Source organism: Variovorax paradoxus B4 (assembly GCF_000463015.1).
Taxonomy (GTDB): Bacteria; Pseudomonadota; Gammaproteobacteria; order Burkholderiales; family Burkholderiaceae_C; genus Variovorax; species Variovorax paradoxus_E.
Window position 1 is genome coordinate 5,656,000 of record NC_022247.1, and the last position, 25,605, is coordinate 5,681,604.

Genomic DNA, 25,605 nt, shown 5'->3' on the forward strand with positions numbered 1-25,605 from the left:
CAAACGCGCCGCCTGCCGCGCTTCCTCCCGCAGTCATGGTCGAGGTTGAAAGCGACAGCTACTTGCCACGCAAGAGGCTATCAATGCCGCCTATGCCCAAGACGACCATCGTCCTCGAACCTCCGCCCGGTGAAATAGTGAGCGCCCGGCTGGTCGGCATTCTGTCGCTCTTCATTGACGAACAAGGTCGCGTTCAGCGCGTGGATGCCGAGGAGCCGACACTCCCTCCCGCCTTCGAGCAAGTGGCACGCGAGGCCTTCATGGCCGCGGAGTTTTCTCCTGGCGAAGTCGATGGCCGTGCCGTCAAGTCGCACCAGCGGGTCGAAGTGGTTTTCGACTATATGCCCTAACGCACGCCTATCGCTCGCAAGCGGGGCTTCCAGCGCGTTGATCGCACCAGCGGCACGCCAAGAACTCGGATGATCGTCTATTCGCGTTCTCAGTCTAGCAATTTGATTGACTGACGGGTTCGACCCAGCTTGCATGGCGATTCGTTCTATCCGCGAAAAATCGCTGCTAGTGTTCTTCCAATGATTTGGATGTCACTCCAGAAATTTCTCGTACGCACGTACTGAATGCTATGCTCGAGTTTGATCGGCACGACCACATTTACGTAGTGCGATTCCGGATCAGGCGCTTTCGCGAGCAGTGAGGACTCTTCTCTGAACGCCAAGGATCCCGGATCGGTAATGCCAGGCCGAACACTCAAGACAATGCTCTTCACGTCCGATGAATAGAGTGCGACATAACGCGGCACCTCGGGCCGAGGGCCAACCACGCTCATTTCGCCGCGCAGCACATTAAAGAACTGCGGAAGCTCGTCCAGTTTGTATCGCCTCAAGACCGACCCGGCTCGTGTAATACGTGCATCTTCGCCGACCGTGATCAGGGATCCATTCGTCTCAGAGCACTGCCGCATGGTGCGGAACTTGAGAATCTGGAAGCACCTACCGCCCAAGCCGACCCGCTCCTGACGGAACAGCGCGGGGCCTGGCGAGTCGAGTTTGATCCAGATAGCTATGGCAGCGAGGATCGGCGACAAGACCAGCAAAGCCATCAGTGCCATGCCGATGTCGAATGCCCGTTTAGCCATCAGTTTCATTCAACTCAATAGCTCGTACAGCGCCGCGATCACCCGATCTTGGTCTGAGTCATCCATGGCGGTAAACAGAGGGATGCTGAGCATCCGCTGATACGCGGCTTCCGAGTGGGGAAACATCTGCGCATTCAGCCCATAGCGATCGCGCCAGTAAGGCTGGCGGTGAAGCGGTATGTAGTGCACGCTGGTCCCGATGCCCTTGTCCGACAAGGCTTGGATTAGGGCATCACGCGATATGGTCGCGTCCTCCGTAAGGCGGATGACGTACAGATGCCATGCGTGTATTTCACCGGGCGGAGGTAAGGCGGGAAGCAACAACGGCAATGAAGCCAGTCGTTCGCCATAGCGCTCGGCCAGATACTGCCGACGCGCAACGAAGCGCGGCAGCTTTGCGAGCTGCGCAATTCCCATTCCAGCAGCTATGTCCGTCATGTTGTACTTAAAGCCGGGAGCAATCACCTCGTAGTACCAAGCAGGCTTGGTCGAGCGGAAGCGATCGAACGCATCTCTGTTGATGCCGTGCAGGCGCATGACTTTGATACGCTCGGCCAAACTCGTATCCCGAGTCACCACCATGCCTCCCTCGCCGGTAGAGATGGTTTTATTGGCATAAAAACTGAACACAGTGATATCAGAATCAAGTGTTCCTACAAGCCGACCGTCGGATGTCGTAGGGAGTGCATGCGCAGCGTCCTCCACTACCTTGAGCCCGTGCTTACACGCAATTGCCATCAACGTAGTCATGTCCGCGGAGAGCCCGGCATAGTGAACAGGAATGACTGCCTTAGTGCGCGTCGTGATTGCCGCCTCGAGCTGTCGCACGTCGATGCATAGCGTGCGCCAGTCGACATCAACTAGCACCACATCGGCACCGAGATAACGAACTACTTCTGCAGTGGCGGTAAAGGTATGCGTTGTGGTGATGACTTCGTCACCTGGACCAACGCCGAGCGCCTCCAAGGCCAAGTGAAGGCCCGCAGTTGCAGAATTGACAGCCATGCAATGTAGCTGGGTATCTCCAAGGAACATGCCGAAGTCCCGCTCGAAGCGCTTAGCCTTCGGCCCCGTTGTGATCCAGCCGGAACGAATGGCCTCGGAAACCTCTGCGATTTCTTCTTCACCAGTATCGGGCAATGCAAAAGGCAGGAAAGGAAGTTCTGGCGGCATGGATGCGGTCGGTCAATGTAAAGGTTTCTCGATCCACGCCAACACGTGCGTACGCAGCAACGGAATGGCATTGAAGAAGGTGTAAAGGGAGGGGTGCACACGTGTAACACGGCGCGCAATAGGGGGCGCCAGGGTAACGCGCCGGGACACCACGCGGCCACGGGGAAACAGCTCTCTCACGCGGTGCAATGGAACGCCACGTACATCGGGATTGCGCGGGTTGTTGAGAGTAAAGTCGTACCAGAGCACCCCGCCTCCGGGTTTCACCCAATCCCACAGAGTGTCTGCGAGCTGCTGCTGAAACACGTCATCCAGGATCGAGGAAAAAACGGTCGACACCAGCACGGCGTCGTGCGACTCAGCATCGACCGGGAGCTTCATGGCATCACCGAGGTGCAATGCGATGGCTTCAGGCAACAAACGGCGCGCTTGCGCATGGCGCTCAGGCAGTAGCTCGACGCCTCTCAAGTTCGAGGGATCAAAACCCAGGCGCAAGAGCTCGAGCAAGTTGCCCCCGCTTCCGCTACCCACTTCAATCAGTCGCCTTCTCTCCAGATCAAGCCATCCGATTGCTAAAAACAGGACAATCATGGCACGCTGTCGTTCGTGCACTGTATGCCACACATCAGACTTAAGCATGCTGTACCTGCCATCAACTCTGAGACGGCGCGCATAGCGTTGCACAACGCCCAACAGCTCATCATGACTCTCCTTATCCATCATGATGAGTGAACCGCATTAATAAACTGCTGCGCCAACATTCGATAGCTGTGCCGGGAAATGACGAAAGCCCGCCCGCGCGCTCCCATAGCGGCTCGCTCTTCAACTGAACATACGGCAAGCGCCTTGACTCCTTCGGCAACGGCGGTAGCCGATTCGGGGGCAACGGTCAGCCCGCACTCTGCCTCTGCCACCGGGTCGTTGCCCGCGTCCGCAGAATGCAAGACGGCACATCCCGCCATCATGTAGTCCATGAGCTTATTCGGGGAAATGCCGAATCGATAAATCGATACACGCTTCCATCCGATATAGGCGATATCAAGCCTCCTAAGAAAGGAAGGAATCTGCGATTTTCCAATCGGTGGAAATAAAGCGACGTTGGACAGGCCCTCATCAAAGACACGTCGCGCGAGTCTTGGCTTTTCATGGCCATCGCCAACAAGAACGAATGCGATCGCCTGGTCACGCAGCAATGTAGCTGCATCAAGAAGCGTATCTAGCGCATTCGGCATTCCGTGAGATCCCGCATACCCCACGATGGTTTTTCCGGCCTTTTGGAAGTCACGCAACTGCCCCGCCAAATCTGGTTCGAGCTCGCCACCTTCGTCTTGCCAATCATCCAACGCGATACCGTTCGGCACAATATGCAGGCGCCGCAGGTCTAGCCCGTGTGCCTGCATGTGCTCGGCGACCTTCGGCAGCATTGAAACCACGGCATCGGCGTCGCGATAGGCGTCGTTCTCGGCCTTCTGACACAACAAGGCAAAAGGATGGAAGGCGGACATGCCGGTCAATTCAATCAGTGAGGCCGGCCACAAGTCGTGCACCTCGTAGACGAGCTTGGCCCCACAACAACGAGCGATGCGCCGAGCGGCCCAAAAATCCATCGGATATGTGCTGGAAGCGATCACAACATCAGGTCGAACTTTAGTTACCCAGTCGGCGGCATCGCGCCACAACTGCCTTACGAAAGACCCGACATTTCGAAGGCGGCTGACACCGTTTCCCACGTAAGCTGGGGTGGGCAGCCAGCAATAGCGTATCCCGTCAATCAACTGCTCAACAGCGCCCTCGTCCACTGGCGGCTGCACTCTGCGCACATGCGAATGGGAAGCGGCGACCACACACACCTCATGACCAGCCCTGACCCACTCTCTTGCTAGATAGTAGGGTCTGTATTCCATGCCATGCAGAGGGGAGCCAGCATAGTGATTGATCAAGAGAATTCTCACAACAACAGCCCCGGTCTCACACTTGTAGAGTGAGCATCAGCTTGGCTTAGCTCGCGCCGCTGCACATATGCAGACAGCATCCGAGAGTTGCAACTCAAGGAGTTCATCGCTTTCCTGAAGCCGATGTAACGCGTTCGTTTTTTCGACACCGACCAAGACTGGCATACAGCACCGCCATCAGATCCATTTGTTGATTCGATGAGCCGACTTCTTCAATCTTCTTCCGATTGAATGCGCCCTTTTGTTCTCGCACGGCAGGGTTCTCAAAAACCTCGCATAGTGATGTGGCCACGGCATCCACATCACCTACCGGCACGACATAGCCTCCAGAAGCATCAATCCACTGCCGGTTCGCGGGAAGGTCGGAGACGATCGCCGGCAACGAACAGGCCATCGATTCCAACAAGGACACCGATGTCGCATCGCTTTGGGGGACCGATATTGATACATCACAAAGTGCAAGTTCGTGCGCTAAGGCGTGCGGGGGAAGAAGGCCGTGCCAGATGACGTGCTTGCTGATCCCAAGCCTCTCGACCAAAGAGTGCAAACTATTTTCTTGGCTGCCTCCCCCGAACAGGTGTAACGTCGCATCACACTGTGGAGATTTCGCTAGGAATCTAGAAAACGCCTCGACTATTACATCGATTTGGTAGTTGGCCTCCCACGCTCGCATACTCGCAACATGAAATCCGGGTCGGCGATCTGATGGGTTCGGATGGAACTGCGTGACATCAGCGCCCCAAAAAATCTCGTGCAATGACCCGCTTGGCCGATACCGTCCAATCTCAGTTAGAACATCACGGGAATCCGCGGTAATTAGCGAAGCCTGCCTCAAAATCCAGCCAGTCAGAATCCGCAAGGCGTGACTCCGACGGGGCGTAACAAGTATGTCACTGCCCCATGCGGTAAGTACCAAGGGCCGTCCGGAGCTGGCGGCGCCCCACAATCCATAGCTAGTTACATAGTGCGCATGAACGATATCTGGTGCAAGCGAACGTACCGCACGTCGCAGAGCACCCAGTCGCAAGAACCAATCCCAAGCTCGCCGAGGGAGGGGCAGCACAATGATCTCCGCCCCTTCGATCGACGCGACCGAGGTACTTATGACGCTGACACGAAAATCACGCTGAACCATCGCTTGAGCCCAGCGCCGTAAATGGATACTTCCGGCATCCCCAATCAAGCAGAGATGCGTTTTCACTTTTTCTTCCCAAGTCCGAGCAGGTGTGTTCTCAGCAATCGGGAAGCGTCGATTAAAGATAAGGACCACCCCCCGAGCCAACGTTGTGCTCGATTACTTACGCCAACATCGCTAGTCAACGTGGCAAAGGACCAGTCAATACCCAAGAAGAGATTCGCAATTTCCCTACGAGTCACACATCGAAAATGTGGATCCCTGGCTCGTGATCGAAATGCGTCGTACCAAAGAACGTAGCCTCCGGGCCGTACCACGCGAACCATTTCCTCTGCGGTTGCGCGTCGAATGGATTCGTCAACGATGGAACTGAACACCACGCTCTGCGCGACCAGATCGAAGCTTCTGTCCGGAAAAGGAAGCCGAGCACCTGATGCTTGCACTACTGGCATGCCTAAACGCTGGTGCGCATACAGCAATCGCGCAAAGCTAAGATCGACCCCCCATATATTTCCGGCCTTAGCACCCCACCGCAAGTAGTTCGGGTACTCGATACCAAATCCACATCCCACGTCAAGCACGCGCATTGGAGAAAGATCAATCGAATGAGAATTCAGCATGGATAACACCCTTCGTTCTCGCTCCTGCGCGATATGCAATATTGCTGGATTGTTAATCGACCAGAAACCGGTTAGCCTGGCGCTCGCATCGCGCTCTTCGTAACGGCTTTTAATTCGTTCAATTTCGTCCATGAAAACGCTCATGAACGGTGGCCAGAAATTCGCTCAGCCGAGCAGTTTGGGCTCTTCTTTCATAAATTGAGGCACGTGCGGGTTGGGGCTTAGGCGCAGCGCCGGCCACCCAGCGCGAAATAACAGCTGCTATTTCTGCAGCATCGTCCGCGGCTACGGCAATTCCTGCGCCGGTATTTTGTAGAAGACGCGCAGCCTCTCCATTAACTGCACCAACCTGCAGTACCGGCCGTCCCGCACGAAGATATTCAAATAACTTTCCAGTCATCACCCCTTCCGCTAATTTTGCATCTCCTCCGATGACCAGCAAGAGAGCGTCAGCGGCCAACATCTCGGCAATCGCTCGAGGATGTTCAACGTACCCGGTAAGCTCTAGCACTTGAGGATGACGTGCCTTGAATTCGCTTAACGTCCGTTCGAACCTAGCTCCAACATTTCCGACGAATCGAAGTCGAAGTCGCTTGCGTGCCTCCGGCTCAAGTTGAAAGAGCCGTTCTACGCCGTTCAAAAATTCATCTGGGGATTGATGCCCATAGAAAGTGCCAGCATGCACCACTCGAAATGTCTCTGATTTCCGAGGTAATGGCAATGCATGCGAAAAATCGGCCTCGTCATAGCCATTGCTTATGGCTAAAACGGTATCCTTCTCCTTAGATGGACGACGAATACGAAGCATAGACGCCAGATGCTCTGACACAGTGATGACGCCATCTGCCGAAGCCAACAACTTGTTCTCGAGCCTTATATCTAAGGAGCGACGCCATGCAGGCATGTCATATGCTGGATTGGATGTCCAAAGGTCGCGAAAATCTGCCACCCATGGCAAATTAGCACGTCGCGCAACATGCATCGCAGCCAAGTGAGCAGAAATTGGTGGTGAAGTTGAAAAAATCAAGTCTATAGGGTTTTTCCTAACCAACTCCATTGCGACCCGACTCGCTTGACTACCCCAAGCTGCCTTGTCATCCGGATATTGAAGAGAGCGAATCGTCTTCAACGCAGTGTCTCCCCAAGCTTGGCGCCAACTGCCGGAAGAAGCGGGAGCAGAGCCAGAGAGGGGTTGGTTGGACGATCGTCCGCCCTTGTCAGGTCGTTGCCTCCATTTCATGAGCTTGGTCACGATAGGCGTATGGGGCAACCGAATTATCGTGCTGCTCGATGGCACTTCAGCAAGTAGACTTGGGTCATTAATGTAAGCCCCACTTTCACTGCTGATAACGCTAGGATAGCACCCGAACTGGGGAAGGTATTTGCTGAATTTAAGAGAACGCTGAACACCAGCCCCGCCCAACGGCGGATAAAAATATGCGAGCATTAAAACATGAAGATCCGGATGCTCCATCACATGGATGCCTCTTCGGCTTTAGCCAGAACCCAATAGTCACAATAGGGCAAAGCCAGACATTTCAAAGGCCTGAAGCCGGCCTCGACGAAACATCGCTCCACATCCAAAAATTTCACACGGCCGTCACCAATCTCCCAGCAATGATGCGGATCGATCCAGATGCGCCGACGAATAAACCGGTTGTATGCCTCGCTCAGGCTCAATAGCCCATTGGGGAACCGCCACGTTCGAAATTTTTGTCGAGGCGTCAGGACGGCGAAGCTACTTTTTCTGTGCGGTAAAGATACGAAAGCTCTGCCACCGCGTTGGAGCCAAGCATGAAGATTGGCGAGACAAGCGGGAAAATCGGAAAATGGGAGATGCTCCATGACCTCTGTTGCGACCACCGCGTCGAACCGATGCGTCAATGCGGGATCTCCGATTTTCAGATCCCCAACATGGTCAGGCTGAAGCCGCGCATTGATATCGAACACAGTGTAAGACTCCACCATCGGTAGGACGCAACGCCGAACTACACCATCGCCGGCCCCCACCTCTAGTACTGCTTTCGGAGCAGCGGCTAGTAGATCGCGCACTACGTGATAGTGCCGAAGCCAAGTCACCATGTCGAGGCTGGCGAGGTAATCATGTCGTGTCAGATTGAATTGCTCAGCGTAGGCGTCGCGAATCATTGGATAAGTGGAGAAATGTTTATCGGCGCAACATGCTACGTACTATCGAGGCGGGATGAACCCAATCAAAGATCAAATAACACACCGCCCCTAGCATGATGGCGATCATGCCAAAAAAATCGGAAAGAACAGCATAAAATGCAAATACAGCAAATGGCATCGCAGCCAATGCAGCCCTTGCTCCGATTCCTAAAATATCAGGCCACGGGAAGCTCCACGGAAGGATCTTTCGAGTAATGTGTATTGCTACAACGACCATCACAATATTCGACGTAGCGGCAGCCACTGCGGCACCGGACATTCCCCAGCGACTGGCCAAAAGGTAATTTAATGCCAAGTTGATAACTGTAGCTAGTATTGCCAGCAATAGTATCTGCAGGCTCCTTCCATCCAATAGCAACACGTAGAGAAGAATTTGATAGATACCAAATGCACTGACCGCCAATCCCAAAAATAGGAACACTTCAAGCGGTGCCTGATATGCTTCATTCGTCAAAAACTGTAGGGCCCAGCTACCCCCAACGAAAAGCATAGCGACAGTCGGGAGGCAAAAGAACAGAAATACGCGCAGTGCCAGTGTCACTAGCTTAGACACATCCTCGAGACGCCGGCCATGCCACTGGCGGGATAGTTCTGGAAAAAGAGTAAAGCCTAGGACGCTATAGAACGCCGCGGGGATTGTACAGAGTGAAACTGCTGCGGCATAAATGGCCACACCATCCAAGCCGAGCCATCGAACCAGAACGAAGCGATCAAGAAGGCTATTGAGCGACGTGAACAGTGCAAGAACAGTTAGCGGACCAGCAAAGGTCAATAGTTCCCCGAGCTTCGGTGATCGCGCAACTTTCGGTGCAATGCCAGGCGAGCATCGAAGGATCCAGGCAGTCGCGGCCAACACCGCCGACGCTAATACTATTTGAACGATCGCGTAGCTACCTAGCCAATTGATCAGCGCCCCCCGAGCACCATCAACCAGCAGAAACACGACCAAATAACGTGTCACGCTCCGAAGGACCAACGCTGCCGCCACCACTCCGATCCGCCCAATCGTACGCAACCAGCCAATACTGAACTCGATAGCCGCCTCAGCCGCTAGTAACGTCAAGAGAACGGGTACAAGGCTTTGATGTTCGAGGCCGCCAAAGACGATTGATGACCAAATTGCCGGCCATGCAAACCCCGTGACAACGCATACAGCGAGCAGCAAAAGGGCAAATGCACCAAGCTGCAAGAAAAACCGCCATCGCGCAGCCGCCAGCGCTTGCCCGGAGAAGTAGCGCACAGCGACCGTTGGGCTCGCAAATAGAACCAAAGGAACTAACAGACCAGCAGCGACCGCGGTCTGAGTCCAAGCTCCGTAATCGGACGGGCTCATCCCACCAGTGAGCAGCGGCAGGAGCAGAAACCCCATCAATCGATCTGTAAGAACCGCGGTCCCGTACAAGGCCGTATCGACTCGCAGCCGCGAAGCCATATCAGTCAAGCACACAACCGAAAGGCGTCGAGCGCACAAAAGATTTTGACCGTGGAGAGTTTTTCATCGCGACGAGGCGTCGATCAGAGCTTGCGCCACTCGATGCTGATCTACCTCATCCAAATCTGCACTGATCGGAAGGCTCATGACACGCAAGCCCGCAGAGACGCTATGTGGAAAGTCGTCTTCCCCAGTTCGATACTCTGCGTATGCCGGCTGTGTGTGAAGCGGATTGGGATAGTGGATTACCGTTGGGATACCGCGCGCGAATAGCGCGCTTTGCACTTCAGCTCGCTTCTCAACGAACACCGTGTATTGACCCCAGACGCAGTCGCGATCGGGTCGAACGGATAACAAGTCAACGGCCGAGCTGGCAAGCAAGGCGTTGTAGCGCTCACCCAATTTGCGACGACGTTGTAGTTCCCATTCGAACCGCTCGAGTTTCGCGAGCACCACCGCGCACTGGATCGTATCCATTCGCCCACCAACACCGACTCGAGTGTGCACATATCGCGCACTCTGCCCATGCACCCGGATTTCCCTGCATGCCTGCGCAAACCCATCATCGGTCGTGAAGATTGCTCCTCCGTCGCCATAGCAGCCCAGCGGCTTGCTCGGGAAGAAGCTCGTACATCCGACAGTGCTGAGATTGCAGCTCTTACGCCCCTTGTAGTTAGCTCCGAAGCTTTGAGCGGCATCTTCGATCACAGCCAAGCCATGGCGCGCGGCAGTGGCATTGATCTCGTCCATGTCGGCGCACTGCCCATAAAGGCTCACCGGCATGATGGCGCGCGTACGTCGCGTAATCTTTGCTTCGATGAGTTGCGCATCAATGTTGCAGGTGTCCGGTTCGATATCCACGAATACCGGCTTGCCTCCCAACAGCACAATTGCCTCGGCAGTCGCGGCAAAAGTGAATGGCGTGGTGATCACCTCATCACCGGGCTTCAGACCCAATGCCATCAACGAGATCAAGAGCGCCTCGGTTCCGCTGGCCACGGTAATGCAATGCTTGGCACCGGTGAACGCGGTAAGCCTGCCCTCCAGTTCGGCAACCTCGGGGCCCATGATGTATTGCCCATGATCGAGGACGCGCTGAATACGCTCGTCGATCTGAACTTTCAGTGCCTTGTACTGAGCCTTGAGGTCCACAAACTCCATCTTCTCTCTCATTGTGAAGCCTCGACCAGTACGCACAAGCCCTCACGTAACATGTATTTCTCCCCGGTAGTGGCGCAGGTTGCAGTGCTACCGACGAATTTCAATCGCTCACCGTGACGACTCATCCACCCTGCTGGCCGCGCAGGCACGCCGAGCATCAACGCAAAGTCAGGCACGTTGCGGTTCACGACAGCGCCAGCACCGATGAATGCATAGCAGCCGATAGTCACCCCACAGACAATGGTGCAGTTCGCTCCGAGCGTCGCACCTCGTCGCACCAGCGTCTTTCGATATTCGCTCTTGCGACTCACTCCTGAACGAGGGTTGTAGACGTTCGTGAACACCATACTCGGACCGCAGAACACCTCGTCTTCCAGGGTCACTCCGTCATATACGCTGACGTTGTTCTGGATCTTGACGTTGCGGCCAATATGTACATCGTTGCCTACATAGACGCTCTGTCCCAGCGAACAATCATCTCCGATTACTGCACTTGCACTGATGTGCACCCAATGCCAGACGCGGGTCCCCGTCCCGATTTGCGCTCCAGCGTCGACGATGGCCGTCGCATGGATCAAGTTCACGCGAGCAACCTCTGTGTGAAAGGATGTCTTTCTGCATGCGACGGATTTGGCCTGGAGTTGCGAATAGCATTTACTGCTTCGACCGCTTGCCTCGCATCGGCAAGCCCGTATCCCCGTCCCGCCAGGATCTCGACGTAGCTCATGGTATGAAGGTCCGTGAACCCTTCGGAAAACTCCAGTTCTTCGCCGTCCACCGTGATGGATCTATAAGTGGTCTTGCCTTTGACTTCCACTGGTAGATCACTGGCGTCAATGGAAAGAAACCATCGCACCCTCGCTCGCTCATATTCCAGAAACCCGGCTGCCTTGTGCTCAGCGTTGTAATGCACCACGCTGGCTTGCTGCTTCCCAAAGATGAAATGCAGCATGTCGAAGAAGTGCACACCGATATTTGTGGCCACACCGAATGATTTGCGTGGATCTCCCTTCCAACTAGCGGCATACCATTTTCCACGAGAGGTGATGTAGCTAAGGTCCACGTCAAATTTGGTATCGGGCCGCGCGCTCGCAACCTTGTCGCGCAGCTTTAAGATGGCCTGATGGTGGCGCAGTTGAAGGACTGTAAACACGCTTTTCCCTGTTTCGCTTTCGACGAGCGAGAGTTCATCGAGCAGGCTAGGCGTCGGCACCAGTGGTTTTTCGCAAATTACGTCACATCCCAACCTCAATCCCGCTGCGATGTGCGGATGGTGCAGGTGGTTTGGAGAGCAGATCGAGACGTAGTCCAGCGCCGTCGCCTGCCTACGCCGCAAGCAATGGGCATACTCATAGAACGATTCGAAATCCGTGAAGAATGCCGCATCAGGCGCGAGACTGTCGATGATGCCAACCGAGTCGTTGATGTCATAAGCAACAGCGAGGGTGTTACCCGTTTCTTTGATCGCGTGCATATGTCGCGGCGCGATGTAGCCCGCAGCGCCAATCAGTGCGAAGTTCCTTTTCATGTAGTCCTCAAAGCCTGAACACAATGAAGCCTGCGCGTGCGGCCTCGTGTCGGTCATAAAGCGATTTGACGTCGGTCAGTACCGGTGCATCGTGCCGACAATAGCGGCGCAAGAGCTGGGGCGAAAGCTCCCGATATTCAGCGTGCCCCACCGCAACCACCAAGGCATCGACGGGGTTGTGCTCGTCGATGACATCGAGTTTCAAGCTGTATTCAGCTTGCACCTCCTCTGCGTTGGCCCACGGATCGGCCACGACAACTTGCGCGCCCCATGCTTGGAGTTCGCGTATCAAGTCGACAACCTTGCTGTTTCGAATGTCGGGACAGTTTTCCTTAAAAGTGATGCCCATCACGCCAATCTTGCAGCGCGCTACATCCATACCCGCCTGCAGCATCAGCTTGATGGTATTGCGGGCCGCATAACGCGCCATGTTGTCGTTGATACGTCTGCCCGCCAAAATGATTTGAGGGATGTAGCCGACCTGCTCCGCTTTGTATGTGAGGTAGTAGGGATCTACGCCAATGCAGTGGCCGCCGACCAAGCCTGGACGGAATGGCAGGAAGTTCCATTTGCTGCCTGCGGCTTCGAGCACTTCGAGGGTGTCGATGCCGAGCCGCTCAAAGAGTACGGAGAGTTCATTCATCAGCGCAATGTTCAAGTCGCGCTGCGTGTTTTCGATGACCTTTGCAGCTTCGGCAACTTTGAGACTGCCAGCCTTGTAAGTCCCCGCAGTGACGATACGGCTGTAGAGGCGATCGACAATGTCGGCAATCTCTGGAGTGCTCCCGCTCGTGATTTTTCTGATCTTAGTCAGCGTGTTGACCTTGTCCCCCGGGTTTACGCGCTCGGGGCTGTAGCCACAGAAGAAATCGCGATTGAAGACTTTGTTCGAAACTTTTTCAAGCACCGGCACGCAAACTTCCTCGGTCGCGCCCGGATACACGGTCGATTCGTAGATGACGATCGCACCCGACGGCATGACGCTCGCAACTGTCTCGCTGGCGCTCAGCAGCGGGCCCAAGTCGGGTCGGTTGGCGCTATCGACCGGAGTGGGCACCGCAACAATGAAGACATTGCACCCAAAAAGATCAGCAACATCCGAGGTCGGCGTGAAAAGTTTCGCCGCACTGAGGTCTGAGGCCTCGGTTTCGAGCGTCCTGTCATAGCCGACCCGGAGATCCTCGATACGACGAGTGTCCACATCGAAACCGAGAACAGGCATCAATTTACCGAATGCAACGGCGAGCGGGAGGCCGACGTACCCCAGGCCAATGATCGCCAATTTGATTTCGGCTGAGCTCGCGCTATTCAATTGAAACTCCCTCGGGGGCATAGCCGGGCACCAGAGTACACAAGGCATCTTTCATCATTTCAACGTTCCCGTCTCGGGCCACACTCAGCAGCTCCTGCAAGTGCTGGCTAAGGACAGGCCACTTCATGAAATCCTCCCGGGCGCGGATGATTCGAGGATGTCGAGTGGGCAGTGGATTTTCTCCGATTAGCAGTTCCTCATACAGCTTCTCACCCGGACGCAAGCCGGTGAACGCAATAGCAATATCGCCGGTTGGACGGGCGGCATTGCGTATCGTGCGTCCAGACAGCGCAATCATTCGAGCAGCCAAGTCCAGAATTTTGACCGGTTCGCCCATATCAAGTACAAAGAGATCACCCCCTTCGGCCATCGCCCCTGCGTGAAGGACCAACTGAACGGCTTCCGAAATGGTCATAAAGTAACGTGTGACGTCCGGATGCGTAACCGTGATGGGTCCGCCCTCAGAAATCTGGTGTCGGAAAAGAGGAACAACACTGCCGCTCGAGCCCAGCACGTTACCGAAACGAACCATCGAGAAACATGTATTACAGCGCTTCCCCGCAACAACGGGCTGACTTTTGGTTAGTTCATGGAAAGGGTGGCCACCCGTGTCGGCGATTGACTGCAGAACCATTTCTGCAATACGCTTGCTGGCGCCCATCACATTGGTCGGACGGACTGCCTTATCGGTGGATATCAGAACGAAACGCTCGACTTTTGAATTAATGGCGGCATGCGCCATATTCAAAGTCCCGAGGACGTTATTGATCACACCTTCACTCCCGTTAGCTTCGACCAGTGGTACGTGTTTATAAGCTGCGGCGTGATAGACAACAGATGGTTTATGTATGCGACATATAGCGTCCATGCGCTCAAAATTGCAAACATTGGCCAACAACGGCAAAATCTTGATTACCCCGTCCTTTTGGAGGTTTGAGTTAGACAGCTCTTGATGAATGCGATAAAGCGCATATTCACTATGGTCGACGAGTAAGAGTTTGCTCGGATTGGAAAGAGATATCTGTCGACAGAGTTCTCCGCCGATACTGCCACCCGCGCCGGTTACAAGTACTACGCGACCTGAAAGACTAAAAATCCGCGCTCCTTCTATATCTGTGGGGACAGGCTCCCGCCCCAGCAAGTCCTCGATATCCAAATCGCGAAAATCATCTACAGACACACGCCCACTTGCGAGATCTGCAAGACCAGGCAAGGAACGAATACGAACCGGCAGTGCTTGCAGTTGCCCAATAATCTGATTACGCCTCTGACGACTTGCGCTAGGAAGCGCCAAAAGAATATCGCTGATGGAATTTTCCTCGACAACACGCCCGACCTTAGCCGAGGGAAAAACTGGCACTCCGTTGATAGTCCTCCCATGCTTAGCAGGGTCATCGTCGATAAAGCCGATCAAGACGTACTGTTGCGCCCCCACTAAGGCGGCTGCGGTTTGCGCCCCCGCCGTACCTGCTCCATAAATCAATAAACCATTGCTCGGGTTTTTATTGACACCTTGCAACCACTGCCAGCCAAGTGCTCGACTCGCACTGACAAGCAACAGGAAAACAAGTGGTTGCAGAACAATTAAGCTTCGCGGAAGACCCTCCCAATAAAACAGCGTCCAAATACATGGCGCAAGTGCCAATCCATAAACTCCCACTGCCCTACTGGTGGCAAGGATAGCAGCCATCCCCGTATAACGGAAAATTGCACGGTATAAGCCAAATTTTATAAAAATTGGCACTGCAAGCATTGGCGAGATTATATAGGCAATCCATTCGACTCCAATTGGCAGATGAAGAACGTCCAGCCGCAGAGTAAAGGCCAGCCACATGGAAAGGAGCGCCAGAAATATATCCAGCAAGACTACTGTAGCCCGCTTTTTGGAGCGAGGCCAACTAAGAATTTCAGTAAAATTCAACTTCACCTCTGCTCGTAGCGATCTTGGCTTTCTCGAAATTCGCTTAGCGGCGTGCGCTATGGGACAGGCCAGTCAATATTTTTTAATTGGGGATAATTATTTTTCTCGCTCGACCATTTTTCCGGTCCGGCAGCACACTGTTCCCGAGAGACAACTCGACACATTCGTCGCAACCAGTTTTTTGATTCTTCCGGCCTTTGATTAATTCCAAACAATATCGCAACCTTTATGAATCCACGCGGACTTGGGACAAGAGCCACCATATCTTCAGCCCACTTCAATTGCTCCATCGATGCACCAACAGAGGGTTCGAATCTAATGAATCGTTGAGTCTCCATTAGTTGATTCAAAATCCAGACGTCTGGCAACCGCGGACCTCTTGCATTCACGATGCCTGATCGCTCAAGCCTCATTGACAGATGCGTTTCTTCGATCTCGAAATAATCCCTTATGACTATAGCGAGCAATCCAACGCCCAACACCAAGGCAACCGCAACTGGAAATTTTCCTAGGATCACGGGCAGTTTCAGCTCCCATATTCTCAGCCCCCCGTTCAATGCCCCCATCGCCACGCCCACCGGCAGTAGAAAATATGCGTAGTGAAGTGGCAATTCGAAGAATGCATGGATACCAACTACGAGAATCATCAGGAAATAGAACAGTTGCGGAGGCTCGCTTATACGTCGCGCCGCAATTTCGACCCAAGCCAATATTACGACACTTATTGACACCCCCACTGGGATTCCCGTCCAAATCAAAAAATCAAAAAATAAATTGTGAGATTGAAAAAATGGATATCCGAGCACAGGGTGCGAGTTGGCGACTAGCAATTGCGCACGAACGACTTCATTCCATCCATAGCCTGAAAGAGGATGATGTTGGATCGCATCCAAAAGTAGCAGCCACAATTTTGGTCTAAGCTCGCCATTAGCCCTATCCATTAGGGCCGCAGGAGCATCAAACATTAACTCTTGACTTAGAAGCGGAATCAGCAACAAGAACAGCGCATAGAAACCCGCCAATGCAGTTACCATAACGGGAACGATTTTTCTCTTCTCACACCATAGCCCGCGCCACAGCCAAGTGGCAATGACCATTGCCAACACCCCTAAGGCGCCGCTGCGAGATTGAGTTAGCGACAAGCCGAAAAGCAGAAATACAGCCAATAGAATCGCGATGGAAGATCTGATGTATCTCTGCCATCGAGCCCAACCGCAAGCAAGCAGCCCCCAAAGCAGCAGGGTTGCGAGCTGGTTTGCTTGCCCCATGTTTGCAAATGGACGCGCACCGACCGAGTCGCTGGCTACCCAGACATCCAAGGTGCCATCTCGCGCCACCCCTAACCATTGCTGGAGCTGCAATCCAACTGACAATGTTGCACCAATACCAATTGCCAAGAATAAAAAATTTCCGAGCCGAACCGGCTGCCACACATACCATTGCTGACCAAGCCATAGTGCCGACAAGAAACCTATTAAATATGTAGTTGATATCCAAGCTTGGCCGGAGAACGGCAAGAGACCAACAAAGAATTGCAATGCAGGAACTATCGTTATCAAGGCTACGAAGGCAGGCAGTCCATGCCATTTAAAAGTACGTGGTGCTCGGCTTAGAACGACGCAGGCGACAACAGCCCATACGCTCGCGGCCCAGGCATCTGAATGAAAAGATGTCCAAGGTTGGGTGTGGTTGGGAAGAAGCCAACAAAAAGAGAGTAGCGCAGCCCCTAGAAATGTCCAACAAGGAGCCAGCGAGATCTTCGAGAATAAGTGTTGCACCTGTTTTCACCAAACAAAAAAGCCCCTTTCGGGGCTTTTTTACACGGGTCCGCTTGCTTAGATACGGCACTCGGTCGGCACGTATTTGTTATTCGCCTGCCCCGTGACCGTGCAGGTCCATTTAATCGGGCCGGCCGGCAATGTGCCGTTAACTAACGCCGCGCCGTTCGACGTTGGAGTGAGGGTGAGAGTCAAGCTCTTTGCGGCAGCAGTGGTCACCAAAGTGATCACGCCACTAGCCGTTGCCGTGGACATCGTCGAAAGGTTTTTCAGGCCAGAAGCAGCAGCGATCGGCTCAACGCCAGCATCGAGCGACGCGCCATTGGCGGCATTTTCAGCGATGTTTGCCTTGGCGCCAGATGCAATCACCAGTGCTTCGGTAACGCGTGCACGAACGGTATAGTCTTGATAGGCGGGCAGAGCTACAGCAGCCAAAATACCAATGATCGCCACAACGATCATCAATTCGATAAGGGTGAAACCCTTTTGCACGTTACGCGCAATCAAACGACGGTTCATTCAAAAACTCCAAGTTGGTTGGTAGAGCCCGGGAACCAAGCCCGGAGCGCAGTAGCTTCCGCAGCATCTGTGCCACCCCGTTTCGAGGCCCCACGCCGCCGGAACTGAGCACTTTCCATTCATCCTAGTTACATTGAGCGACACAATTGGCTTCTAAATGCCACGAGTCGTGACAAATTTGTCACTACTCCAGCGCCCACCGACTCAAAAAGTCAGCACCCCATCCGCCTTCAGCCACCGAATATCCCGCTGCGCCAGCCCCGCCACCTGGTGCCCGGCCAGGTGCTCGATCTGCCACATGATCTCCTCGGTTTCCGCAGGCTTGGTGTGGGTGATGTAGATCGGAAACTTCTTGCCCGGATCGATATGCGCCAGTTCGTCGGCCAGCGCCCCGGGCGACAGGTGCAGGCTGCGTTCCGCCAGGGCGTGCTCCTGGTTGCTGAAGGCGGTCTCGATGACGAGCATGGCCACGTCGAGGGCGTTGAGGCGGTCCCAGAAGGGGGTGTTGCGCTCGGTGTCGCCGGTGAAGACCCAGTTGGCGCCGCCTTCGGCGCGGCTCACGGCAAAGCCGCAGGCGGGCACGGTATGCACGGCCGGCAGCACCTCGATGCGCTTGGGGGCGGCGGTGCCCAGCTGCAGCACCTGGCCCACCGCAATGTCGTGAAAGCTCACGAAGGGCGCCTCGGGGCTGGGAATGCTCTCGAAGTCGGGCCAGATGACGTTGTTGAACACATGGGCGCGCAGCGCCTCGATGGTGGCGCGCAGCGCATGCACGCGCAGCGAGCGGGTGCGGCGGCCGCCCACGGCGTCGAGCATGAGGGGGAGCGCGGCGATGTGGTCGAGGTGGCTGTGGGTGAGCACCACGTCGTCGATGCTGGCCATTTCCTCGAGGGTGAGGTCGCCCACGCCGGTGCCCGCATCGACGAGCAGGTCGGTGTCGATCAGGAACGAGGTGGTCCGGCAGTCCTTGGCAATGGCGCCCGAGCAACCCAGCACGCGAACCTGCATTGTGAGAGACCCTCTGCTTGTGTCTTCTGCCGTCATTTGGTTTCGAACCGGGTTGCGCCGTCCCATTCGGGGTCTTGGGGCCGCAACGCCATGGAGGCTAATCGTTGTGCGTAGAGCTGGTAAAGGACTTTTTTGGCATCCGCGGCCAGCAGCGGATCCAGCAAGTTCCGGCCCACCGCCCAGTCCTGGCGGCGGTAGGCGGCAAGCACTTCGGTCCAGCGCTGCAGCTGCGCGGATTGCTGCAGTGCGGCAGGCGTTGGCGCCTCGGTTTCTTCAGTGGCGGCACCCAGCGGCGTGAACACGGCCACGGCCTGCGCCCTGCCCTTGACGAGCACGCTGTCGAGCTCCTGCCAGACGAAGCCGGGCGCGAGTTCGCGGGTGGTGCCGCTGGCGACGATCTCCACGCCGTAGTGCACGCTCAGGCCTTCGAGGCGGGAGGCCAGGTTGACCGCATCGCCAACGACGGTGTAGCTGCGCCGCGCGGCCGAGCCCATGTCGCCCACGCTCATGACGCCGCTGTTGATGCCGATGCCCACGCTGATTTCGGGGCGCCCGGTGGTGCGGTGGATCTTGTTGATGTCGCGCACGGCCTCAGCCATTTCGAGCGCGGCGCGCACGGCCAGGGTGGCGTGGTCGGAGGTGTCGATGGGCGCGCCCCAGAAGGCCATGACGCAGTCGCCCATGTATTTGTCGACGGTGCCGCGGTGGGTGCTGATGACGTGGGTGAGCCGGTTGAACACGGTGTTGAGAAAAGCCTGCAGCTCGGCCGGGGCCATCTGCTCCGACAGGCGGGTGAAGTCGCGCATGTCGCAGAACATGACGGTCATGTGCTTGCTTTCGGCGCGCATGCTGTAGCGGCCGGGGGTGACGAGCATTTCGTCGACCAGCTGCGGCGGCACGTAGGTGCCGAAGAGCCGCACCAGGCCGCGGCGCGCGCGCGACTCGATGAAGTAGCCCCAGCCCATGTTGAAGGCAAAGGCCAGCGCCGCCATGGCCAGCGCGGAGGCGAGCGGCAGCACGAGGCTGTGGCGCTGGTAGAGCCAGGCGTTCACGCCGACGAGGGCCGCGACCGTGGCAATGGCAAGCACCACGGCGCGCGGGGCCGGCAGCAGCGACAGGCCCAGCGCGAGCACGAGCCCCGCGGCCAGCACGCTGAGCACTTCGTAGCCGGGGGCGTAGTCGGGCACCGCGAGCAGGCGGTGGTCGAGCATGGCCGAGACGATGTTGGCATGCACCTCGACGCCGGGAAACGCGGCGCCCACGGGGGTGGCGCGCAGGTCTTGCAGGCCCGGCGCGGTGGCGCCGACGAGCACGATGCGGTCCTTCAGCTCGCCCGGCGCGAGCCGCCCTTCGAGCACGTCGCCGGCGGACACGTAGCGGAACGATCCACCCTGCGCGCCGCCGGGGCCGCGGAACGGCACCTGCATGGAAGCGGCTTCGTTGACGGGTATGCGCAGGCCGCCGACCAGCAATGACTGGAGCCGCGGCGCGGCGCCGCCCGGTCCGCCTGATGCAAAGGCCGGCCGCACGGGCGGCGTGCCGCTGGCGAGCCGGTAGACGGCGAGCCCCAGCGACTCGTAGTAGCCGGGCCGCGCCCGGTCGCCTTCATAGCGGGCGATGAGCGGCACGGCGCGAATGACGCCGTCGCCGGTCGACATGACCAGCGTGTTGAGAAAGCCCGCCGCGGGCGCGGCAGCGGCCAGCACGGGCAGGCTGGCGCCAAAGCCGTTCCAGCCCGTGGCGTAGCCGCGGCCCGGCGGAAAGGCCTCGGCCTGCAGCACCGGGGCCGGCGGCAGCTGGCCCTTGGCGCCGGGCTTTTCGGTGCGCGTGAAGTAGTAGCCGAGCGCCACGCGCTGGCCTTGCATGGCGGCGGCAAAGGCGGCGTCGTTGTCGAGCGTGGGGGCGAGCCGGTCGATTTCCGCGGCCAGGCCCGGCATTTCGCGCAGCGGCCCGCGCGCGATGTGGCGCAGCTTGTCGAGGCCGGAGCTCCGGTCGGGTTCGACGAACATCACGTCGAAGCCGAGCACCGCCACCTGCTGGCGCCCGGTGAGTTCCCTGGTGAGCCGGGCCAGCTTGTCGCGCGCCCAGGGCCATTGCCCCTGCCGCGTGAGGCTGGCGTCGTCGACGTCGACGATCACGATGCGCGAGTCGAGCGTGCCCGGCATGGTGGCGCGCAGGCGCGTGTCGTAGATCAGGTGGTCGAGCCGGTCGATGGCATCCAGGCGCCAGAGGCCGGTGGCATGTGCCAGCGCCAGCAAGACCGGCAGCAGGGTGATGGCAATGCGCGGCCAGTGGCGCCTCAGCGCGGTCACTGGTGCTGCACCCTTGGCTCCGCGCCGGGAGAATCAGACGCGCACGAACTGCATGCGCGTGGCGCCGCCGAGTTCCAGCACGTCGCTTTCCTGCAGCTCGACGGGGTCGGCGCCGAGCGGAGCGCCGTTGAGCGTGACGCCGCCCATGATGGCGGAAGCCATGTAGCCCTGGCGGCGGCGCGTGACGACCGCCACCGCAACGCCGGGCTTGCCGATGGTGGTGACCACCTTCTGCAGCGGCACTTCCTGCCCCTGGTCGGCGCCGGAAAGAACGCGCAGCACCGGCATGCCCAGTTCGAGCAGCGCGCCGGCTTCGGTGGGCGCGGCAGAGAGGGGGACGGAAGCCGGGTACTCGCCGCGCGCATTGCGCTTCGAACCGGCCTCGCTGGCCTGGCTGCCGCGCGCCCGGAAGTGCAGGCGGCAGCCGCCGATCTCGATGACGTCGTTGTCCTTGAGCTTCTGCTGCTTCTGGACGACGATCGCATTGACGTAGGTGCCGTTGGTGCTGTTGAGATCTTCAATTTCGACGTCGCCACCGCGCATGTGCAGCACGGCATGCTCGCCGCTGACGGCAAGATTGTCGAGCACGATGTCGTTGTAGGCGCGCCGCCCCAGCGTGGTCCGGTCTTTGGCAAGCGCCATTTGCCCGATGACAGTGCCATCGATCGAAATGATCATCTTCGGCATTGCCGACTCCCTGAATGGATGTTCTTATTCAGGCGCGCTGCCGACGCGCGCCCTTGCCAGGACAACTGAAATATTGTCCCGGCCGCCATTGTCGTTGGCAACGGCGACCAGAAGTGATGCTTTCTGCTGAAGCTCGACATCGTGATTCAAAAGCGTGAAAAGCTGCGCATCCGGGACCATCTCGCTGAGCCCGTCGGAGCAGAGCATATAGAGATCGTCGGGCCTCGCGGTGTGCTCGTGCATTTCCAGCACGACCTGGGGCTCCACGCCCATGGCGCGCGTCACCAGGTTGCGGTGCGGTGAAATCAGCGCTTCTTCGGCCGTGATGGCGCCGGCGTCGAGCTGCTGCTGGCGCAGCGAATGATCGCGCGTGAGCTGCTCGAGCTTGTGGTTGCGAAGGCGGTAGCAGCGCGAATCGCCGATGTGGCCGACCAGCACGCGCTGGGGCCGGAAGGCGGCCAGCACCAGGGTGGTTCCCATGCCCTGGAGTTCGGCATTGGTCATGCCGGCCTCGAGGATGGCCGAGTTGGCCTCGTCGGTGGCCGCCTGCAAGGCGCGCCGGACCACCCGCGCAGGCGCCTGCAAGCCGGCCTGCGCGAACCAGCGCGCGAAGCTGGCTTGCACCAGCGAGACGGCCATGGCGCTGGCCACTTCGCCGCCCTTGTAGCCGCCCATGCCATCGGCCAGCACCGCCAGGCCGAGCGCGGGGTCGACACGCAGGTCGTCCTCGTTGTGGGCCCGCGCGCGCCCGACGTCGGTCAGCGCCGCAAACTCCCACACGAGATGGGGCCGGGTAGAAAAAAGGGACGCGCCGACACTTGCCATATATTTTCAGAAGCGTCGACGCGCGACGGTTTCAGCGCCCCGCCGCGGCCTGCGCGCGCCGCTGAAGCAGGCGGCCCGCGGCCACCACGAACAATGCACCGGCGGCTGCCGCCGCATAGTGCAGCCAGGGGTTTGCAACCAGCACCTCTTTCAGCGAGACGTCGCTTGCAATGGTTTCGCCGCCGACCCAGCCGATCAGGGCGGCGCCCAGCATGACGACGATCGGAAAGCGTTCCATGAGTTTGATCATGAGCGTACTGCCAAAGATCACCAGCGGAATGCTGATGGCCAGGCCAAGCACCAGGAGCACCATGTTGCCTTGCGCGGCGGCCGCCACGGCAATCACGTTGTCCAGGCTCATGACCAGGTCCGCCAGCAGGATGGTGCGCACGGCCGCCATCATGCTGCCGTATTCCTTGGCTTCTCCATCACCCTCTTCTTCTTCGCTCAGCAGCTGCAGGCCGATCCACAGCAGCAGCAGGCCGCCGACGATCTGCAGATAGGGCAGCGCCAGCAGCTTGGCCGCCACCACCGTGAGCACGATGCGCAGCACCACGGCCGCGCCCGAGCCGAACAGCACGGCCTTTTTCTGCTGCGCGGGCGGCAGCGAACGGGCCGCCATGGCAATCACCACGGCGTTGTCGCCCGAAAGAATGATGTTGATCCAGACAATCTTGATCAGGCCGATCCAGAAGTCGGTGCTTTGAAGGAGTTCCATGTCTCTTGTTCCACTGTGTTGTAGTGAAAAAAGCGCCCGCAATCCAGATTGCGGGCGCTTTTTCTTTTTGCGTGGTGCGCGGAGAAACTGCTGGGGCGGTTTAGAGCTGTGCCTTGAGCAGCTTTGCGAGCTCCGAGAAGTTGCGCGTCACGGTGAAGCCGCACTCTTCCATGATGGCGAGCTTGGCATCGGCCGTGTCGGCACCGCCCGAGATCAGCGCGCCGGCGTGGCCCATGCGCTTGCCGGGAGGAGCGGTGACACCGGCGATGAAGCCGACCACCGGCTTCTTCATGTGTTCCTTGCACCAGCGGGCCGCGTCGGCTTCGTCGGGGCCGCCGATTTCGCCGATCATGATGACGGCGTCGGTGTCGGGATCGTCGTTGAAGGCCTTCATCACGTCGATGTGCTTCAAGCCGTTGATCGGGTCGCCGCCAATGCCGACTGCCGACGATTGGCCGAGGCCGATTTCGGTGAGCTGCGCCACGGCTTCGTACGTGAGCGTGCCCGAGCGCGAGACCACGCCGATGCGGCCCTTGCGGTGGATGTGGCCGGGCATGATGCCGATCTTGATTTCGTCGGGCGTGATCAGGCCGGGGCAGTTCGGGCCCAGCAGCAGGGTCTTCTTGCCGCCGGCCGCTTCCTTGGCCTTCATCCTGTTGCGCACTTCGAGCATGTCGCGAACCGGGATGCCTTCGGTGATGCAGATCGCCATGTCCAGGTCGGCCTCGACGGCTTCCCAGATGGCGGCGGCCGCGCCTGCCGGCGGCACGTAGATCACCGACACGGTGGCGCCGGTCTGCGAGGCGGCTTCCTTCACCGAACCGAAGATCGGGATGTTGAAGATCGACTCGCCGGCCTTCTTGGGGTTCACGCCCGCGACGAAGCAGTTCTTGCCGTTCGCGTATTCCTGGCACTTCTCGGTGTGGAACTGGCCGGTCTTGCCGGTGATGCCTTGCGTGATGACTTTGGTGTCTTTGTTGATGTAGATCGACATGACTTGTTCCTTAGGCCTTCTTGACTGCTGCGACGACCTTCTGGGCCGCGTCCGCCATGGTGTCGGCGCTGATGATCGGCAGGCCCGAATCGGCCAGCAGCTTCTTGCCTTCGACTTCGTTGGTGCCCTTCATGCGCACGACCAGCGGCACTTGCAGGTTCACGGCCTTGCAGGCTGCGATCACGCCGGTGGCGATGGTGTCGCACTTCATGATGCCACCGAAGATGTTGACGAGGATGGCCTCCACGTTCTTGTTCTTCAGCATGATCTTGAAGGCTTCGGTGACCTTCTCGGGGGTGGCGCCGCCGCCCACGTCCAGGAAGTTGGCCGGCTCGCCGCCGAACAGCTTGATGGTGTCCATGGTGGCCATGGCCAGGCCGGCACCGTTCACCAGGCAGCCGATGTTGCCGTCCAGGCTGATGTAGGCGAGGTCGAACTTGGAGGCTTCGACTTCGGCCGCGTCTTCTTCGTCGAGGTCGCGCAGGGCCACGATCTCGGGGTGGCGGAACAGCGCGTTGCTGTCGAAGTTGAACTTGGCGTCCAGCGCCATGACCTTGCCCTTGCTGTCACGGTTGAGCGGGTTGATCTCGACCAGCGAGGCGTCCGTCTCCATGTAGCAGGTGTAGAGCTTCTTGAGGATGTCGACCGTTTGCGCGGTCGAGTCGGCCGGCATGCCGATGCCGTCGGCGATCTGCTTGGCCTGTTCGTCGGTCAGGCCCTTTTCGGGGTCTGCGAACACCGTGATGATCTTCTCGGGCGAGGAGTGGGCCACTTCCTCGATGTCCATGCCGCCTTCGCTCGAGGCGATGAACGCGACCTTCTGCGTGGCGCGGTCGGTCACGGCCGAGACGTAGTATTCCTTGTTGATGTCGGCGCCGTCTTCGATGTAGAGGCGGCGCACCTTCTGGCCTTCGGGGCCGGTCTGGTGGGTCTTGAGCTGCATGCCGAGGATTTCGCCGGCGAGCTTCTTGACGTCTTCGATGGACTTGGCCACCTTGACGCCGCCGCCCTTGCCGCGGCCACCCGCGTGGATCTGGGCCTTGACGACCCACACGGGGCCTCCAAGTTTCTGGGCGGCCTCGACCGCCTCCTGAACCGTATAGGCCGGGATGCCGCGCGGCACCGGCACGCCGAACTTGGCAAGGATTTCCTTGCCTTGGTACTCGTGAATCTTCATGAGGGATGTCTCTCGGAAGGAGGAGGTTGAGAACGGGGGATCTGGGGTCTGAGGCGTCTTTGGCTCTGTT

At 57.8% G+C, this 25,605-nt stretch carries 24 protein-coding genes; 1 reads left to right on the top strand and 23 read right to left on the bottom strand.

Annotation, left to right across the window (positions count from 1 at the left end; genetic code table 11):
* Positions 1 to 92: 92 nt before the first annotated feature.
* Positions 93 to 350 carry an energy transducer TonB gene (locus tag VAPA_RS34940; protein ID WP_021013053.1) on the top strand — a complete coding sequence of 86 codons (258 nt, stop codon included), beginning with the start codon at positions 93 to 95 and terminating at the stop codon, positions 348 to 350.
* Positions 351 to 496: 146 nt separating this feature from the next.
* Here VAPA_RS34940 and VAPA_RS26435 read toward each other — a convergent pair whose 3' ends face one another.
* From VAPA_RS26435 to sucC, 23 genes are all read right to left on the bottom strand, one after another.
* On the bottom strand, positions 497 to 1,093 hold the full coding sequence (locus tag VAPA_RS26435) for a sugar transferase (RefSeq protein ID WP_021013054.1): 597 nt from the start codon (positions 1,091 to 1,093) through the stop codon (positions 497 to 499).
* 9 nt (positions 1,094 to 1,102) lie between these two features.
* Positions 1,103 to 2,266 carry a DegT/DnrJ/EryC1/StrS family aminotransferase gene (locus VAPA_RS26440; RefSeq protein ID WP_021013055.1) on the bottom strand — a complete coding sequence of 388 codons (1,164 nt, stop codon included), beginning with the start codon at positions 2,264 to 2,266 and terminating at the stop codon, positions 1,103 to 1,105.
* Positions 2,267 to 2,278: 12 nt separating this feature from the next.
* Entirely contained in the window at positions 2,279 to 2,857 is a 579-nt protein-coding gene (locus VAPA_RS26445; protein WP_230558936.1) for a class I SAM-dependent methyltransferase, read from the bottom strand.
* 128 nt (positions 2,858 to 2,985) lie between these two features.
* Complete coding sequence (locus tag VAPA_RS26450; RefSeq protein ID WP_329604091.1) at positions 2,986 to 4,170, bottom strand: glycosyltransferase family 4 protein; 1,185 nt, start codon at positions 4,168 to 4,170, stop codon at positions 2,986 to 2,988.
* Positions 4,171 to 4,321: 151 nt separating this feature from the next.
* Positions 4,322 to 5,488 (bottom strand): glycosyltransferase, encoded by a 1,167-nt coding sequence (locus tag VAPA_RS34105; RefSeq protein ID WP_329604092.1) that lies wholly within the window; start codon positions 5,486 to 5,488, stop codon positions 4,322 to 4,324.
* Positions 5,416 to 6,105, bottom strand: a complete 690-nt coding sequence (locus tag VAPA_RS34110; protein ID WP_021013059.1) for a class I SAM-dependent methyltransferase — start codon at positions 6,103 to 6,105, stop codon at positions 5,416 to 5,418. The genes VAPA_RS34105 and VAPA_RS34110 overlap by 73 nt, the downstream gene beginning before the upstream one ends.
* Positions 6,092 to 7,102 (bottom strand): glycosyltransferase, encoded by a 1,011-nt coding sequence (locus VAPA_RS34115; RefSeq protein ID WP_196232533.1) that lies wholly within the window; start codon positions 7,100 to 7,102, stop codon positions 6,092 to 6,094. Before VAPA_RS34115 ends, VAPA_RS34110 begins: the two co-directional genes overlap by 14 nt.
* Positions 7,103 to 7,446: 344 nt before the next feature.
* Positions 7,447 to 8,121, bottom strand: a complete 675-nt coding sequence (locus tag VAPA_RS34120) for a class I SAM-dependent methyltransferase (RefSeq protein ID WP_021013061.1) — start codon at positions 8,119 to 8,121, stop codon at positions 7,447 to 7,449.
* A gap of 19 nt (positions 8,122 to 8,140) precedes the next feature.
* Positions 8,141 to 9,595 (bottom strand): lipopolysaccharide biosynthesis protein, encoded by a 1,455-nt coding sequence (locus VAPA_RS34125; protein WP_021013062.1) that lies wholly within the window; start codon positions 9,593 to 9,595, stop codon positions 8,141 to 8,143.
* Positions 9,596 to 9,658: 63 nt separating this feature from the next.
* On the bottom strand, positions 9,659 to 10,756 hold the full coding sequence (locus tag VAPA_RS26460) for a DegT/DnrJ/EryC1/StrS family aminotransferase (RefSeq protein WP_041946263.1): 1,098 nt from the start codon (positions 10,754 to 10,756) through the stop codon (positions 9,659 to 9,661).
* An 8-nt stretch (positions 10,757 to 10,764) separates the two neighbouring features.
* Positions 10,765 to 11,340 carry an acyltransferase gene (locus tag VAPA_RS34130; RefSeq protein ID WP_021013064.1) on the bottom strand — a complete coding sequence of 192 codons (576 nt, stop codon included), beginning with the start codon at positions 11,338 to 11,340 and terminating at the stop codon, positions 10,765 to 10,767.
* Positions 11,337 to 12,284, bottom strand: coding sequence for a Gfo/Idh/MocA family protein (locus VAPA_RS26465; protein WP_021013065.1), 948 nt, complete (start codon positions 12,282 to 12,284; stop codon positions 11,337 to 11,339). Before VAPA_RS26465 ends, VAPA_RS34130 begins: the two co-directional genes overlap by 4 nt.
* Positions 12,285 to 12,291: 7 nt before the next feature.
* Entirely contained in the window at positions 12,292 to 13,596 is a 1,305-nt protein-coding gene (locus tag VAPA_RS26470) for a nucleotide sugar dehydrogenase (protein WP_021013066.1), read from the bottom strand.
* On the bottom strand, positions 13,589 to 15,523 hold the full coding sequence (locus tag VAPA_RS26475; RefSeq protein WP_021013067.1) for a polysaccharide biosynthesis protein: 1,935 nt from the start codon (positions 15,521 to 15,523) through the stop codon (positions 13,589 to 13,591). Before VAPA_RS26475 ends, VAPA_RS26470 begins: the two co-directional genes overlap by 8 nt.
* Before the next feature lie 50 nt (positions 15,524 to 15,573).
* Positions 15,574 to 17,055, bottom strand: coding sequence for a PglL family O-oligosaccharyltransferase (locus VAPA_RS34135; protein ID WP_155248097.1), 1,482 nt, complete (start codon positions 17,053 to 17,055; stop codon positions 15,574 to 15,576).
* Between the two features lie 297 nt (positions 17,056 to 17,352).
* Positions 17,353 to 17,814 (bottom strand): pilin, encoded by a 462-nt coding sequence (locus VAPA_RS26480; RefSeq protein WP_021013069.1) that lies wholly within the window; start codon positions 17,812 to 17,814, stop codon positions 17,353 to 17,355.
* A gap of 204 nt (positions 17,815 to 18,018) precedes the next feature.
* The gene (locus VAPA_RS26485) at positions 18,019 to 18,822 is read right to left on the bottom strand and encodes a 3',5'-cyclic-nucleotide phosphodiesterase (RefSeq protein WP_021013070.1); all 804 of its coding nucleotides are present in this window, start codon (positions 18,820 to 18,822) and stop codon (positions 18,019 to 18,021) included.
* A gap of 32 nt (positions 18,823 to 18,854) precedes the next feature.
* Positions 18,855 to 21,134 (bottom strand): CHASE2 domain-containing protein, encoded by a 2,280-nt coding sequence (locus VAPA_RS26490; protein WP_021013071.1) that lies wholly within the window; start codon positions 21,132 to 21,134, stop codon positions 18,855 to 18,857.
* Positions 21,135 to 21,167: 33 nt separating this feature from the next.
* The gene (locus tag VAPA_RS26495) at positions 21,168 to 21,821 is read right to left on the bottom strand and encodes an FHA domain-containing protein (protein WP_021013072.1); all 654 of its coding nucleotides are present in this window, start codon (positions 21,819 to 21,821) and stop codon (positions 21,168 to 21,170) included.
* Positions 21,822 to 21,845: 24 nt separating this feature from the next.
* Positions 21,846 to 22,646 (bottom strand): Stp1/IreP family PP2C-type Ser/Thr phosphatase, encoded by an 801-nt coding sequence (locus VAPA_RS26500; protein WP_021013073.1) that lies wholly within the window; start codon positions 22,644 to 22,646, stop codon positions 21,846 to 21,848.
* Positions 22,647 to 22,677: 31 nt separating this feature from the next.
* Positions 22,678 to 23,364, bottom strand: coding sequence for a TerC family protein (locus tag VAPA_RS26505; protein ID WP_021013074.1), 687 nt, complete (start codon positions 23,362 to 23,364; stop codon positions 22,678 to 22,680).
* A gap of 100 nt (positions 23,365 to 23,464) precedes the next feature.
* Positions 23,465 to 24,358: a succinate--CoA ligase subunit alpha gene (gene sucD, locus VAPA_RS26510; RefSeq protein WP_021013075.1), complete on the bottom strand. Its 894-nt coding sequence runs from the start codon at positions 24,356 to 24,358 to the stop codon at positions 23,465 to 23,467.
* Positions 24,359 to 24,368: 10 nt separating this feature from the next.
* Positions 24,369 to 25,535 carry an ADP-forming succinate--CoA ligase subunit beta gene (gene sucC / locus VAPA_RS26515; RefSeq protein ID WP_015867931.1) on the bottom strand — a complete coding sequence of 389 codons (1,167 nt, stop codon included), beginning with the start codon at positions 25,533 to 25,535 and terminating at the stop codon, positions 24,369 to 24,371.
* Between the last annotated feature and the right edge of the window lie 70 nt (positions 25,536 to 25,605).